Raw genomic sequence first — 14,423 nt, 5'->3', positions numbered from 1 at the left:
CCTACAACCTCACCTGGAAGCTCGCCCGCGTCCTCCAGCAGGGCGGGAATGAGCGGTTGCTGGACACCTACGAGAGCGAACGCAAGCCGCACGCCCGGCACGTGATCCGGTTGGCGGTCGCCATGGGCTGGGCCATGACCGGCGGACAGGACAGTGCCGCCGCGATCCGCCGAAGGCTCCTGGCCGCGGCCTGCCGCATACCCGGCCTGACCGGGCTGGCCGGCCGCGACCTCAGCCCGCCCCTGACCACCGGACCGCTCGTGCGGCGCGGGGTCCGCCGAGGCCTGGCGGGCACGCACTGCCCGCAACCGTGGGTGAGCGTCGACGGACGGCGTACCCGTCTCGACGAGCTGCTCGGCGATTCCTTCAGCGTCTTGACCGCCACCTCACCCGGCCCCTCACTGACCGCGCTCGCCCACAGCCTCGGCATACGCGCGCTCTCCGTGACCGACCTCGGCGACGACGGCACCCTCGCCGCCTGGATGCGCGCCGGACGCGCGGACGCCGTACTGCTGCGCCCCGACCGCGTCGTCATGGACGTCGTCCCGGCCGGTGGACCCGACTTCACCTCGACCGCCGACTGGGCGGCCCTGCTGCACACCACACGAAGCCCTGCTCTTGCCGAACGGACGGCCCCGAGAAGCCTGTTGAGGAGTACGACGCGATGAGCACGCCCTTCTTCCCACCCGAGCCAGAGACGGCGGCCGCCAGTCGGATCGCGGAGTTCGCCCGGCGCCAGGGCATCGACCCGGACGACTACGCCGCCCTGCATCAGTGGTCGGTCACCCACCTGGAGGGGTTCTGGGGCGGTGTGGAAGTACTTCGACATCGACGCCGACACCCCCTACGAGCAGGTGCTGGCCGAGGAGAATCATCGCCCTCGACGAGACCGGCACCGGGTACGAGGTGACGGGGGAGCGGCTGAGCGCGCGGTCGCCTCCCTCGCCGCGGACAGACCCATCGGCACGCTGGAGATGGCCGGAGCCGCCGGGCTGCTGCTCGGACTGGCTGCACCGTTCAACATCCGCGGCGGCGACCGCTACTTCTTCTCGCGCCCCGGCAGGAACTCCTGCACCTTCGCCTTGAAGCCCTGCTTGACCATCGATCCCCGGTCCGCGTCGCCCTTGAGGATCGACGCGGCGGTCGCCTCCATCTGCTCCCAGGTGGCGTGCGGCGGGATCGGCGGGACGGCCGGATCGGTCAGGAACTCGACCACCGCGGGACCGTCCGCCTCCAGCGCGGCACGCCAGCCCGCCTCGACGTCCTCCGGCTTCTCCACCCGGATGCCGGTCAGCCCCAGGGAACGCGCGAACGCGGCGTACTGCACGTCAGGGATCCGCTGCGACGGCAGGAACTGCGGCGCGCCCTCCATGGCCCGCATCTCCCACGTGACCTGATTCAGATCCTGGTTGTTCCACACGGCGATCACCAGCCGCGGGTCCTCCCACTGGTGGCGGTACTTCGCCGCCGTGATCAGCTCCGCCATCCCGTTCATCTGCATCGCCCCGTCGCCCACCAGCGCGATCGCGGGCCGGTCCGGGTGCGCGAACTTCGCGCCGATCACGTACGGCACCCCACAGCCCATCGTCGCGAGCGTGCCGGAGAGCGAGCCCCGCATGCCCGGCCGCATGGTCAGGTGCCGCGCGTACCAGTTCGCCGTCGAGCCCGAGTCGGAGGCGACGATCGCGTTGTCCGGCAGCAGCGGGTCCAGGGCGCGGGCCACGTACTCAGGATTGATCGGATCGGCGTCGAGTCCCGCCCGGCGCTCCATGACGTCACGCCAGCGCGTCACGTTCGCGCACACCGTGTCGTACCACTCGCGCCCGCGCCCCTCCTCGATCAGCGGGATCAGTCGCTCCAGCGTGGCCTTCGCGTCGCCGACCAGGTTCACCTCGTACGGGTAGCGCATCCCGACCATGTGCGGATCGATGTCGATCTGCACGCCCCGGGCGCTACCGAACTCCGGTAGGAACTGGGTGTACGGGAACGACGACCCGATGGTGAGCAGCGTGTCGCAGTCCCGCATCAGCTCGTACGACGGACGCGTGCCCAGCAGGCCGATCGAGCCGGTGACGTACGGCAGTTCGTCACTGAGGACGTCCTTGCCGAGCAGCGCCTTGGCGACACCGGCGCCGAGCAGCTCGGCGATCCGCTCCACCTCGGCCCGCGCGCCGGCCGCGCCCTGGCCGACCAGGATCGCCACCTTGTCACCGGAGTTGAGGATCTCGGCGGCCCGCCGCACCGAGTCGTCCGAGGGAACCGCCGTCCACGAGCTGCGGTCCAGGCTGGAGGGCACCATCTTGAACTCGTGCGTCGGCGGCGAGTAGTCGAGCTCCTGCACATCGCCGGGGATGATGACCGCGGTCGGGCAGCGGCGCGCGTAGGCGGTGCGGATCGCCCGGTCCAGCACGTTCGGCAGCTGCTCCGGCACGGTCACCGTCTCCACGAAGTCGGAGGCGACGTCCTTGTACAGCGTGTGCAGATCCACTTCCTGCTGGTAGGAGCCGCCCATCGCGGTGCGGTGGGTCTGGCCGACGATCGCCAGCACCGGGACGTGGTCCAGCTTGGCGTCGTACAGGCCGTTCAGGAGATGGATCGCGCCCGGCCCGGACGTGGCCGTGCACACTCCGAGACGGCCGCTGAACTTGGCGTAGCCGACCGCCTGGAACGCGGACATCTCCTCGTGCCGCGACTGCACGAAACGCGGCTGGTTCTCGGCCCGGCCCCACGCGGCGAGCAGGCCGTTGATGCCGTCGCCCGGATAGCCGAAGACCTGCTCGACCCCCCACTCGCGCAACCGCTCAAGGACGTGGTCGGAGACCTTGGTGCTCATGTACGACCTCCCGGACGTATGGGGACAGAGCCAGCAGTACGAGTCACCCTGCGCGACGGCGGAAAACCTCTCCGGGTTTGCGGGCGGGGGCCGGGGGCAGGCGCACCTCAGTGCTTCGGACAGGAGGCACGTCCGTGGGAGCGGCGACTCGCGCCGCCACCGGCGCTCCTGGTCCGCACCAGTGATGCGCTCCCACGGTGACCGTCCAACCCAGAGCACCTGTAAGGGAATTGCGACGCATCATGCCGATCCACACCAGCGCGAAGCAGCACCCCCACGACGACGCCCCCGACACCGCCGACGCCTTCCGCAGGCTCGCCGCACTGCCCGCCGGACCGGAGCGCGACGCGCTCCGCGACGAGATCGTCGAGGCCTGGCTGCCCATGGCCGACCGGCTCGCCGGGCGTTTCCGCAGCCGCGGCGAGAGCTTCGAGGACCTGCGCCAGGTCGCGGCCCTCGGCCTGGTCAAGGCCGTCGACCGCTACGACCCAGAGCTCGGCAACGCGTTCGAGAGCTACGCCGTGCCCACCATCACCGGCGAGATCAAGCGGCACTTCCGCGACCACATGTGGACCCTGCACGTACCTCGTCGCGTCCAGGACCTGCGCAATCGCGTCCGGTTCGCCTCCCAGGACCTGTCCCAGACCATCTCCGGCCGGCGGCCCACCGTGGCGGAGATCGCCGAGCACGCGAAGCTGAGCGAGGAGGACGTCAAGACGGGCCTGGAGGCGCTGGAGAGCTTCACCGCCCTGTCCCTGGACGCGGAACTGCCCGGCAGCGAGGACGGGTACTCCCTGAGCGACGCGCTCGGGTCGCCGGATCCGGCGCTGGACACGGTCGTGGACCGTGAGGCGGTGAAGTCGCGGCTGGCGGCGCTGCCGGAGCGGGAGCGGGCGATTCTGTACATGAGGTTCTTCGGGGACATGACGCAGAGCCGGATCGCCGAGGAGCTGGGGATCTCGCAGATGCACGTGTCCCGGTTGATCAGCCGGTGCTGCGGGCGGGTTCGGGAGCAGGTCATGCGGGATGTGGCGTAGCGCCGTGGGGGTGTCGCCGGTTTTGCGGGTGCGGGTCCGTTGGGGCTTGTCGCGCACACGCGGCGGAGCCGCACATCGGTACAGCCCCGCGTCCTGAGGCGTTGCGGTTCACCCGGTTGGAGGGCACCGTCCCGCTAATGGGGCCCGGGCGCGCGCGGCGTTCCAGGGGGCGGGCTGTGATGGCAGAGGGCATTCTGCCGTCGCCCTAAGGAGTCCCCGCCATGCGCCGCACCCGCCACGCACTCTCCGTCGCAGTCCTGGCCGGCTCGGCCCTGACCGGGTTCGCTCCGGTCGTGGCCGCCGAACCCGCCGCCGAGGTCAGTCCGGCCACCGTGGAGCCCGGGGGGACGCTCACCATCTCCGTCAGCTGTGATCCGACCGGGGGGCCGCCGCCCGACACCATCGACGCGACCTCGCAGGCCTTCGACGAGGGCACCGTCCCGTTGCGCAAGGTGACCGGCAACGACGACGAGGTGTCCGGCCCGGCCTACCGGGGCACGGCCCGCATCGCACCCGCGGACAACTTCGAGGATGACCCCGACGCCCTCGGCGAGGACTCGGCCTGGACCGTCGACGGCACCTGCCCGGCCGCTCCCGGCGCGGAGGGCAAGGAGTGGAGCGCGACGTTCACGGTGGCCCACGGCGGAGGGGCACATCACAAGCCGTCTCACGAGCCGACCCACGAGCCCTCCGGCCGGCCCTGCCCCGACGAACCGCACGACGAGCCGCGGCACCACTCCACCGAGTGCGGGGGAGCGGTCGTCCAGCGGGGGGTGCGTGCCGGTGACGGCGGTGCCTTCACCGACTCGGTGCCCGCACTGGTCGCGGGCGGAGTGCTGATCGCGGGCGCGTTCGGTGCCGCCGTGCACCGGCTGCGCCACCGGGAGAGCGACCCGTACCGCTGACCCCCCGGCGCGCGCCACCGTCCCGGAAGCCCCCGGCTTCCCCGGCCCGGCCCGCTCATGCTGTGACCGTCACAACCCGCCGGGCGCCCATGGGGTGGCGGCGCCGTGGGTACTCAGTGGCCGAGGACACGGACGAGGGCGACAGGACACGGCACCAGGCACTGCGGAGGTACGGATGCGGCGGACCGACCCGGAAGGTCACGGCCCCGTCCGGTTCGGGCCCCCGCTCCCCGAGGACGGACTGCCCGTGCTGCCGGAGCTGTCCGCCGTGCTCGCCGCCGCGGCGTCCCGGGGCGATCCCGAGCCGGTCGGCGGGGGACCGGCCCTGCGGGAGGCCGCCTGCGGCTACTGGGACCGGCGCGGATTGCACTGCGACCCCGGCCGGGTGGCCGCCGGACCCGGCGCGCCCGCGCTGCTGCTCGCCCTGACCGCAGCCCTCGGCGGTGACGTCCTCGTGCCGAGACCGTGCGCCGCCTGGTGGGCGCCGTACGCCCGGCTGCTCGGACGCCCCGCCTTCCGCGTGCCGACCCCGCCGGAGAGCGGCGGGGTGCCCGACCCGTACGCCCTGCTGGAGACCGTGCGCCGGGTCCGCGCCGAGGGCGGCGACCCGCGCCTGCTCGTGCTGTCCGTCGCCGACGACCCCACGGCCACCGTCGCCCCTCCCGAGCTGCTGCACGAGACCGTCGAGGCCGCCCAGGGGGAGGGACTGCACCTGGTCAGCGACGAGACCTGGCGCGACACCCTGCACGACCCGCACGACACCGTGCTGCTCAGCCCCGCCGAGATGCTGCCCGACCGGGTCACCGTCGTCACCGACCTGGCCGGTGCCTTCCTCCCGCCCGGCTGGCCGGCCGCGGTGGCCCGTTTCCCGGCCGGCGAGGATGCCGACGGCCTCCACGCGCGCGTGCTCGACGTCCTCACCGCGCTCGACGCCCGGGTCGCCGCTCCCGTCGCCTCGGCGGCCGCCTACGCCCTGCGGGAACCGGAACCGGTCACCGCGCGCGTCGCCGCCACCGTGCGCCTGCACGCGCGCTTGGCCGCCGAGGCGCACGCCGCCGTCGTCGCGGCGGGCGCCCTCGCCCGGCCCCCGCAGGCCGGCCGCCACCTGTACGTCGACCTCGCTCCGCTGCGTCCCGCGCTGAGTGCGCACGACGTCGGCGACGCACAGGAACTGGAGGACTTCCTCGCCGCCCGCCTCGGGATGCCCGCGCCCGGTGGCCACCGCTTCGGCGACGAGCTCGAAGCCCCGCGCGTGCGGCTGTCGACCGGCGCACTGCTGGCCGGCTCCGAAACGGAACGCGCGGAATGCCTCACCTCACAAGCGCCGTTGGAACTGCCGCACGTGCACCGCGCGTTGATCCAACTGAAGACGGCCTTCGACGATCTCCGCGACGACGCTCAGCGATGGGAGCCTCCTCGATGACGCAGCAGTCCGAGTCGACCACGAGCACGACCACTCGGGAAGCCGGCGACGCGGCCCTCCCGTCCCCCGTCGCGCCCCCGTACCCGCCGCTGGCCGAACCGAGACCACTGGCCGAACACCGGGTGTGGCCGCGCACGTTCCACGACCGGCTGACCGCACCGCTCCCCGGCCTGAAGGCCATGGCCCGCTTCGCCCGCGAGGGCGCCGTGAGACCCGGCCCGGAAGGCCTCGCCGACATCCCCCGGCTCCCGTACGCCCCCGGCCCCCTGCCCCGCGCCGACGCCCGCACGGTCGCCGTCACCTGGGCGGGACACGCCAGTTGGGTCCTGCGCATCGGCGGGCTCACGGTCCTCACCGACCCGGTCTGGTCCCGCCGGATCCTCGGCACCCCGGCCCGCATCACGCCCGTGGGCGTCCCCTGGGAGGCCCTGCCGCACGTCGACGCCGTCGTCATCAGCCACAACCACTACGACCACCTGGACGCCCCGACGCTGCGCAGGCTCCCGCGTGACACCCCCGTGTTCGTCCCGGCCGGCCTGGCCCGCTGGTTCCACCGCCGTCGCTTCACCCGCGTCACGGAGCTCGACTGGTGGGAGGCGGCCGAACTGGACGGCGTCCGCTTCGACTTCGTCCCGTCCCACCACTGGTCCAAGCGCACCCTCGTCGACACCTGCCGCAGCCTGTGGGGCGGCTGGGTCCTGACCGACCGGGAGGGACAGCGCGTCTACTTCGCGGGCGACACGGGCTACGGCCACTGGTTCTCCCGCATCGGCCGCCGCTACCCCGGCATCGACCTCGCCCTCCTCCCCATCGGCGCCTACGACCCGCGCTGGTGGCTCAGCGACGTCCACTGCGACCCGGAGGAAGCGGTCCGGGCCGCCCAGGACCTCGGCGCCCGGCGGATGGCCCCCATGCACTGGGGCACCTTCGTGCTCTCCGCCGAACCGGTCCTGGAACCGCTCACCCGCGTCCGCGCGGCCTGGGAAAAGGCGGGCCTGCTCCGCGAGGACCTGTGGGACCTGCCCATCGGTGGCTCACGGGTACTGCAGCACACCTAGGGGCGCGGGGCTGTGCCGATGTGCGGCTCCGCCGCGTGGGCGCGCCCAGCCGCCTGGGCCCCGCACTCCGCTGCGGGACATCACCTGGCCGATCGAACCCGCTTCCAGAGACTCGGCGTCGCGCTGATCAGCAGGGTCAGCGCGATCGCCGCGACCACGCCCTCCCACGGCTCGTCGAACAACGACCCCCCGAGAATCCCGATCAACTGGTACGTCACGGCCCAGGCCAGACAGGCCGGCAGGTTCCCGCGCCAGAAGCGGCGCATCGGCCACCTCGCCATCAGACAGGCCAGCATCACCGGAATCCGCCCCGCCGGCACCAGCCGGGACAACACCAGTACGGCAACACCGTGCGCGGCCAGTTTCTCCTGCGCCTGCGTCAGCCGGTCCTCCGGCGCTCGCGCCCGGATCGCCTCCAGCCAGCGCGAGCCGTTCTTCGACTTCATCCCGCGCCGCCCCAGCCAGTACAGCGCCGCGTCCCCGAGGAACGCCGCCAGCGACGCCGTCACGAACACCATCGCCAGCGAGAACGGAGCCGTCTGGTGGAAGGCGACCACGGCCGCCGAACTCACCAGCGCGCCCGTCGGGATCACCGGTACCAGCGCCCCGATCAGCACCAGCAGGAAGAGCGAGGGGTAGCCGATCGCCTGCTGCGTGGACTCCGGCACGACGGACGCCGGGGTGACGGCCGACGCGGCGAGCAGAGGCACGGCGGCCTGCGCCCCGGGCGCGGTCCAGATCACCGCGCGACCTCCAGGCGCACGCTCTCCCCGTGCCCGAGCCGGTGCACCGCCACGCCGGGCGCGTGCCGCGCCGCGAGGCGCACGAACTCGTCGCCCGGCGCATGGAACTCGTGGGGGCGCACGGCGTCCATCCCGATCGGCCAGTACGTGCCGTAGTGCACCGGCACCGCACTGCGCGGCGCCAGCCGTGCCAGCGCCTGCGCCGCCCGGCCCGCGTCCAGGTGGCCCTCGCCCAGGTACGGCCCCCAGCCGCCCACCGGCAGCACCGCCACCTCCACCGGCCCGACCTCCTCGGCCATCCCGTCGAACAGCCCGGTGTCCCCGGCGAAGTACGTCCGGGCCTCGCCGGCTATGACGTAGCCGAGCGCGGGGGAGCGGTGCGGTCCGAGCGGCAGCCGGCGTCCGTCGTGCCGCGCGGGCACGGCCCGAACGACGATGTCGCCGACCGGGGTCTCGTCCCCGGGCGCCACCTCGCTGACCCGCAGGTGCGAAAGCCGGCGCAGTCCCGGCACCGCCCGGCGCGCGCCCCGGGGCACGAGCAGGCGCGTGCCCGGAGCGAGCCGCATCAGCGACGGCACATGCAGGTGGTCGGCGTGCAGATGCGAGACCAGCGCGACATCCGCCTGGTGGGCGCCGGGAGGCGGCAGGTCCCCGCGCCGGCGGCGCAGGTGCGCGAGCCGGCGCGCGAACAGCGGATCGGTGAGCACGCGTACGTTCGAGTCCTCGACCGTGCAAGTGGCGTGACCCCACCAGGTGATCTCCACCGGCACTTCTTTGCCTCCTTCGCGCGACTCCCCGAAGCGTACGTGCAGGAGTAGGGTCGGCGGCGAAACCGGAGGTGAGGGGGGACGCCATGGTGCCGGTCCGGGTCACGGCGATCGCGAGTCTGACGCCGCTGGAGGAGCTCGACGACGATCCGTTCCTGGTCGACTCCCGCAGCCAGCACGCGATGTGCGCCCGCTGGGCCAGCGAGCGGGGCTATGTGATCAGCCGGGAGTTACTGGTGCGGGGACTGCGTCCCGACCACTGCGCGCTGTGGGACGGCGTCCGCCCCGGCCTGGACCTGTTCGTGGCACCCAGCCGGAGAGTCCTGGAGAGCGCGCTCGCCTCCGTCGAGGAGTTCACCGCGGAGTGCGCGCGGCGCGGGGTGCGGGTCGAGACGGTCGGGCAGGCGGAGCCGGCGTACGACGCGGCGATGAAGGCGTGCGTGCACCGCCGGCTGTCGATGCCCACGGCCGGCTACGACGGGCGCTGACGCGACGGTACCGGGGACACCGGGCGTCCCCGGCGCGTTGTGGCACTGTGGGTGAGGGTCCGTGGTCGCGACGGGCCGGGACGTGAGGTGGCGGGGCGTGCGGGGCGTGCGGTGGCGGCGGGTCGCCAGTCAGGTGGGGCGGAGCGTCGCCGTGTGGGCGGTCTCCACCCTCACCATGCTCGTGCTCGCCGGGATCCTGCCCGACTTCCGGCTCCGCTCGGCCGACGGTGACAGCGCGACCGACATCGCCGTCACCGCGGCCTTCGGCGCCGGCGCCTTCGGGCTGCTGTCGGCCGTGGTCTGGCCCTTGCTCGTCCGGCTCCTGCTCCTCGTACCGGCGCTCGTGCTCGGGCTGCTGGTGTTCTTCCTCAACGGCGCGCTGCTGCTGCTCGCCCTGCGCCTGGACCCCGGGGAGCGCGGCACCGTCGCCCCCGAGACCGCCGTCGTGGTCGCCGCCGTGATGTCCGCCGTGGCGTCCGCCACCGGCGCCGCCCTGGCCGTGCGCGACGACGACGCCTACCGCCGCCGGCTGTACCGCCTCTCGGACCGCCGCCGCAGATCCGGACCACCCTGCCCGGCCAGCCCCGGCACGGTCTTCCTGCAACTCGACGGCGTCGGCCACGACGTCCTGCTGGACGCGGTCGGCAAGGGCCTGATGCCCACCGTCGCCCGCTGGCTCGACATCGGCGACGGCGGCCGCCCCACCCACCGGCTCACCCCCTGGCGCACGGACTGGTCCAGCCAGACCGGCGCCAGCCAGCTCGGCATCCTGCACGGCAGCAACCACGACGTCCCCGCGTTCCGCTGGTACGAGAAGGACACCCGCGAGGTCGTCGTCTGCAACCGCCCGACCAGCGCCGCCGAACTCCAGCGCCGCGCCGTCGGGTACGCGGGGCACGGCGGCCTGCTCACCGTCGACGGCGCCAGCCGCGGCAACCTGTTCAGCGGCGGCGCCGAACAGCAGGCCCTCGTGCTGTCCATCGCCGCCCGCCGCCGCAGCCGGGAGAACCGCTCCCGCGCGGGCTACTTCGCCTACTTCTCCGACCCGGCCAACGCCGTGCGCACGGCCCTGTCCTTCGTCGCCGAGGTGGGCCGGGAGATCGGCCAGTCGACCCGGGCCCGCCTCGGCAAGCAACGCCCGCGCGTCTCCCGCGGCGGCCTCTACCCGCTCGTGAGGGCCTTCGCGACCGTCGTCGAGCGGGACGTCGTCGTGGCCGCCGTGACGGGTGACATGCTCGCCGGCCGCACCGCCGTCTACGCCGACCTCGTGGCCTACGACGAGGTCGCCCACCACTCCGGCCCGGCGAGCCGCGACGCGCAGAAGGTCCTCGAACGCCTCGACCGCTCCCTCGCCCTGATCGAGAACGTCGCCGAGCACGCCCCGCGCCCGTACCGGCTCGTCGTGCTGTCCGACCACGGCCAGAGCCCCGGCGAGACCTTCCGCTCCCGCTACGGCCTCACCCTCGGCGACCTGGTGCGGGCCGGCTGCGGACTGCCCGTGCCGCGCCGCGCGGAGCGCACCCGCAGCGGGGCGGAGGCCCGCGCCGCCGTGCGTGCCGCCCTGCGCATACCGGTCGAGGAAGGCGGCGAGCGGCACCGCCCCACGCGCCGCTCGGAGCCGATCGTGCTGGCCTCCGGCAACCTCGGCCTGGTCTCCTTCCCGGACGTCACGCACCGCATGAGCAAGGAGGAGATCGACGCCCGCCACCCCGCGCTGCTGCCGACCCTCGCCAACCACCCCGGCATCGGCTTCCTGCTGGTCCGCAGCGACGAGCACGGCGGGGTCGTCCTCGGCGCGTACGGCGCCGAGATACCGCTCGCCGACCTCGACGACAACCCGGGCCCCCTCGCCCCGTTCGGGCCGGGCGCCGCCGACGCGGTACGCCGTACGCACTCCTTCCCGCACACCGCCGACATCATGGTCAACTCCTTCCACGACCCGGCCGACGGCGAAGTCCTCGCCTTCGAGGAGCAGATCGGCTCCCACGGCGGCCTCGGCGGCGCCCAGGGCAGACCCTTCCTGCTGTCGCCGCTCGGCTTCTCCGCGCCGGTCGACGAGGGGGAGGAACTCGTCGGCGCCGAACACGTCCACCGCGTCCTGCGCCGCTGGATGCGCGAGTCGGACGGCCCCCAGGTGCCCTTGGAGAGCAGCGAGGAACGCGCCGCCTGACACCGGCGGCGTCCGCGACGGCGCGCTGCCGCTCGCCGCCAGAGGGCCGGTCTTCCGCGTGAGTTGAGCGGGAGTGTGATCGGATGGTGCCAGGAACCCGGTCACGGTTCCGGATACTCATCGAAAGGATGCGTCATGGCAGCCACGCGCTCCGCACACACCGTGTGGGAAGGCAACCTGTTCAAGGGCAACGGCGTCGTCACCTTCGACTCCTCCGGCATCCTCGCCGAGCAGCCGGTCACCTGGGCGGCACGCACCGAGGAGCCGGGCGGGAAGACCAGCCCGGAGGAGCTGATCGCCGCAGCCCACTCCAGCTGCTTCTCGATGGCCTTCTCCAACATCCTCGACAAGGCCGGCACCCCGCCGACCAAGCTGGTGACCTCCGCCGACGTCACCTTCCAGCCCGGCGAGGGCATCACCGGCATCCACCTCACCGTCGAGGGCACCGTCCCCGGCATGGACGAGGCGGCCTTCCTCGCAGCCGCCGAGGAGGCCAAGGTCGGCTGCCCGGTCAGCCAGGCCCTCAAGGCCACGCCCATCACCCTGACCGCCAAGCTCGCCTGACCTGCCCCACCCACGTCGCGCGGGCCCGCCCGCCAGGGCCGGCCCGCGCGGCGTCGTCGGTTCGTCGACCGCCCCCGGGGTATGAACCAGACGCTCTGCCGCCGACGGTCCGGAAGGAACGCGATGCTGCCGGGAACGTCCACCAGCGCGACGGCGCTCGACTCCGCCACCCGCGACCGGACCCGCGTCCTGCTGCTGTTCAGCCTCTCCGGCCGGCTCCGCCCCCGGGACACCGCCCTCGGCGCCCTCGTCGACCGCTACGACTACGGCCGCTTCGCCTCCCACCTGATGACCAGCCAGGACGTCCTCCCCGTCCCGATGCTGGACGAACAGATCGCGCCGCGCCGGCTGCGGCTGCCGCACGGTGACCACGGCCTGGGCCTCGCGTCCCTGCGGATCCTGGTCGTCACCACCCCGCGCGGCGACGCCACCCTCGTCGTGGACTGCGCCTTCGCGGGCGAGACCACGGCGGGCGACCTCGCCGCGTGGCTGGCCACCACCTGCTTCGACCGGGAGCGGATCGAACTCGACGACCGCCCGCTCCTGACGGCGCTGACCGAACAGCTCGGCGGCCGGCCGCTCGCCCTCGGCCAGAACGTGCACCAACTGGTCTTCCCAGGCGGCCGGTTACAGCGTGAGCTGCTCAGCGCCGACGAGGCCCGCAAGGCGATCCTGCTGAACGAGATCGTCTACCGCGGCCGAATGCCCTGGAACCCCGCCACGCCCCACGACGCGAGTCTTGCACCGCACCTCAGGAACCACGGCGTCACCCTGTCCGCCCTCGGCCGGGGCGTCTCCGTCCAGGCGGGCTGGGCCCCGCACGTCGAGAACGGCCTGATGCTCGTCGCCATCGGCATGATCTCCGCCCTGGCCGCGCTCCAGCGCACCCGGCTCGCCGCCTTCGCCACGATGAGGGCCAACGAGCAGGCCCTGACCGACTCGCCCACCGAGATCCGCTCCCTGATCTCCCGCCTCTCCGCGGGCGTCAACGAACTCCAGCTGGACCTCGCCTTCGGTGTCGAGGCCTACGTCGACAGCCTGCTGATCCCCGAGATGGTCATGGAGGCGTTCCAGTCCTCGCTGCGCGACGCGCTCGGCATCCGCGACAGCCTGGAGAACTCGGCCCGCATGGTCGAGCGCCTGACCTCGGTGATCAGCGCCCGCTCCGCCGCCCTGGACGCCGAACTCGCCGAGCGCGACGACCGCCGGGACCGCACCGTCTCCGGCCTGGTCGCCGCCGCCACGCTGATCGCCCTGCCGCCCACCCTGCTGCTGGCCTTCTTCGGCGTGAACGGCACGAACGTCGACGACCACCGCTCCATCCTCGACCTGCGCGCCTACGGCCCGGCCTACGCGCTGGCCTGGCTCCCCTTCGTGATCCTGGTCCTGATCGGCTACGTGCTGCTCAGACGCATCAGCACCCGCTCCGGCTCGCTGCTGCCGGCGCCCGACGACGACGCCGTACCCCTCCCGCCTCCCCGCTCGCCCTCCGGGAGCCGACGACCATGACGCCACGCCCCGCCGTCTCCGCCCACCGGGGCGGCTCCGAGCGCGCCGGACCCGCCACCTGGCAGGCGTACGAGGACGCGCTCGAGTCCGGCGCGGAGTACGCCGAGTTCGACATCCGCCGCACGAAGGACGGCGTCCTCGTCGTCTACCACGACGCCCGGGCCGGGCACACCGGGCCGCCGCTGGCCACGCTCACCCATGCCGAGCTGAGCGAGCGGGCCGGCTACGACGTGCCGGTGGTGGACGAGGTCATGGCGCTGATCGCCGGGAAGCTCGTGGCGCACCTGGACCTGAAGGAGGTGGGCTACGAGCGGGAGGTGATCGACCGGGCCCTCGCCCTGCTCGGGGCGGACGGGCTCGTCGTCACGTCGCTGGAGGACTGTTCCGTGGCCGCCGTCGCGCAGGCCTTCCCCGGAGTGCGCACCGCGCTGTCCCTGGGGCGCGACCGCAGGGAGCTGGCCCTGGCCCGGCTGCCCGGGACCCGACTGAGCGAGCTGTTCCCGGTGCGCCGCATCCGGGCCTGCGGGGCCCACGGCGTCGCCGTGCACCAGCGGCTGGCCAGGACCACCGTGCTGCGCGAGGCGACCCGGCACGGCCTGTTCACGATGGTGTGGACGGTCAACGACGACACCCTGATGCGGGCCTTCCTGGCCCACCCGCGCGTGGACGTGCTCGTCACCGACCGGCCCCGGCGGGCCGTGGCGCTCCGCGGGCCGGTCACCCCTTCGCGCCATTGACAACAGCGCACTCAAGTTTTGTGCTGGAGAGTGAGAGCGCCCTGGCGGAAGGGGACAGCGATGGGACGTGCGGTCGGGATCGACCTCGGAACCACGAACTCGGTGGTCGCCGTGCTGGAGGGCGGCGAGCCCACCGTCATCGCCAACGCGGAGGGGGCCAGGACCACACCCTCGGTCGTGGCGTTCGCC

At 73.4% G+C, this 14,423-nt stretch carries 14 protein-coding genes and 1 pseudogene; 12 read left to right on the top strand and 3 right to left on the bottom strand.

Features of this window, described 5'->3' with window-relative positions; all coding sequences use genetic code 11:
* On the top strand, nt 1-668 hold a 668-nt coding region (locus tag GTY47_RS18630; protein WP_010049212.1), incomplete at its 5' end, for an FAD-dependent monooxygenase.
* Nucleotides 665-950 (top strand): annotated as a pseudogene (locus tag GTY47_RS40995) (acetyl-coenzyme A synthetase N-terminal domain-containing protein); the annotation flags it as partial. The gene GTY47_RS18630 and the pseudogene GTY47_RS40995, both read left to right, overlap by 4 nt.
* Before the next feature lie 89 nt (nt 951-1,039).
* Here the strand turns inward: GTY47_RS40995 and GTY47_RS18620 are convergent.
* Complete coding sequence (locus GTY47_RS18620; protein ID WP_010049209.1) at nt 1,040-2,833, bottom strand: thiamine pyrophosphate-requiring protein; 1,794 nt, start codon at nt 2,831-2,833, stop codon at nt 1,040-1,042.
* A 242-nt stretch (nt 2,834-3,075) separates the two neighbouring features.
* On the opposite strand from GTY47_RS18620, the gene GTY47_RS18615 reads away from it, so the two are divergent.
* The 4 genes from GTY47_RS18615 to GTY47_RS18600 all read left to right on the top strand — a co-directional run bounded on the left by GTY47_RS18615 (nt 3,076) and on the right by GTY47_RS18600 (nt 7,256).
* Nucleotides 3,076-3,870 carry an RNA polymerase sigma factor SigF gene (locus GTY47_RS18615; RefSeq protein ID WP_010049207.1) on the top strand — a complete coding sequence of 265 codons (795 nt, stop codon included), beginning with the start codon at nt 3,076-3,078 and terminating at the stop codon, nt 3,868-3,870.
* Nucleotides 3,871-4,091: 221 nt separating this feature from the next.
* Entirely contained in the window at nt 4,092-4,775 is a 684-nt protein-coding gene (locus tag GTY47_RS18610) for a hypothetical protein (RefSeq protein WP_010049205.1), read from the top strand.
* A 175-nt stretch (nt 4,776-4,950) separates the two neighbouring features.
* A complete protein-coding gene (locus tag GTY47_RS18605; RefSeq protein WP_010049203.1) occupies nt 4,951-6,198 on the top strand; it encodes an aminotransferase class I/II-fold pyridoxal phosphate-dependent enzyme in 1,248 nt (415 codons plus the stop codon).
* Nucleotides 6,195-7,256 carry an MBL fold metallo-hydrolase gene (locus GTY47_RS18600; RefSeq protein WP_010049201.1) on the top strand — a complete coding sequence of 354 codons (1,062 nt, stop codon included), beginning with the start codon at nt 6,195-6,197 and terminating at the stop codon, nt 7,254-7,256. The genes GTY47_RS18605 and GTY47_RS18600 overlap by 4 nt, the downstream gene beginning before the upstream one ends.
* Nucleotides 7,257-7,336: 80 nt before the next feature.
* On the opposite strand, the gene GTY47_RS18595 is transcribed toward GTY47_RS18600, so the two are convergent.
* Both GTY47_RS18595 and GTY47_RS18590 read right to left on the bottom strand, forming a co-directional pair.
* Nucleotides 7,337-7,966: a VTT domain-containing protein gene (locus tag GTY47_RS18595; protein ID WP_040904562.1), complete on the bottom strand. Its 630-nt coding sequence runs from the start codon at nt 7,964-7,966 to the stop codon at nt 7,337-7,339.
* 29 nt (nt 7,967-7,995) lie between these two features.
* A complete protein-coding gene (locus GTY47_RS18590; RefSeq protein WP_010049198.1) occupies nt 7,996-8,769 on the bottom strand; it encodes an MBL fold metallo-hydrolase in 774 nt (257 codons plus the stop codon).
* A gap of 83 nt (nt 8,770-8,852) precedes the next feature.
* Here GTY47_RS18590 and GTY47_RS18585 point away from each other — a divergent pair, with 83 nt between their 5' ends.
* The 6 genes from GTY47_RS18585 to GTY47_RS18560 form a co-directional block, all read left to right on the top strand.
* On the top strand, nt 8,853-9,254 hold the full coding sequence (locus GTY47_RS18585; RefSeq protein ID WP_010049196.1) for a hypothetical protein: 402 nt from the start codon (nt 8,853-8,855) through the stop codon (nt 9,252-9,254).
* A gap of 97 nt (nt 9,255-9,351) precedes the next feature.
* On the top strand, nt 9,352-11,424 hold the full coding sequence (locus GTY47_RS18580; RefSeq protein ID WP_010049194.1) for a phage holin family protein: 2,073 nt from the start codon (nt 9,352-9,354) through the stop codon (nt 11,422-11,424).
* 135 nt (nt 11,425-11,559) lie between these two features.
* Nucleotides 11,560-11,988 carry an OsmC family peroxiredoxin gene (locus tag GTY47_RS18575; protein ID WP_010049193.1) on the top strand — a complete coding sequence of 143 codons (429 nt, stop codon included), beginning with the start codon at nt 11,560-11,562 and terminating at the stop codon, nt 11,986-11,988.
* 123 nt (nt 11,989-12,111) lie between these two features.
* Nucleotides 12,112-13,497 (top strand): hypothetical protein, encoded by a 1,386-nt coding sequence (locus tag GTY47_RS18570; protein ID WP_010049192.1) that lies wholly within the window; start codon nt 12,112-12,114, stop codon nt 13,495-13,497.
* Nucleotides 13,494-14,234: a glycerophosphodiester phosphodiesterase family protein gene (locus GTY47_RS18565; protein ID WP_010049191.1), complete on the top strand. Its 741-nt coding sequence runs from the start codon at nt 13,494-13,496 to the stop codon at nt 14,232-14,234. Before GTY47_RS18570 ends, GTY47_RS18565 begins: the two co-directional genes overlap by 4 nt.
* Nucleotides 14,235-14,294: 60 nt before the next feature.
* Nucleotides 14,295-14,423 (top strand): Hsp70 family protein (locus GTY47_RS18560; protein ID WP_010049188.1); only part of this gene is annotated, 129 nt, incomplete at its 3' end.

The sequence above is a fragment of the Streptomyces sp. SID5464 genome (assembly GCF_009862985.1).
GTDB classification, from domain to species: Bacteria; Actinomycetota; Actinomycetes; order Streptomycetales; family Streptomycetaceae; genus Streptomyces; species Streptomyces chartreusis_D.
The sequence above is the reverse complement of the archived record's forward strand: the minus strand, read 5'-3'. Positions and strand labels throughout refer to the sequence as shown.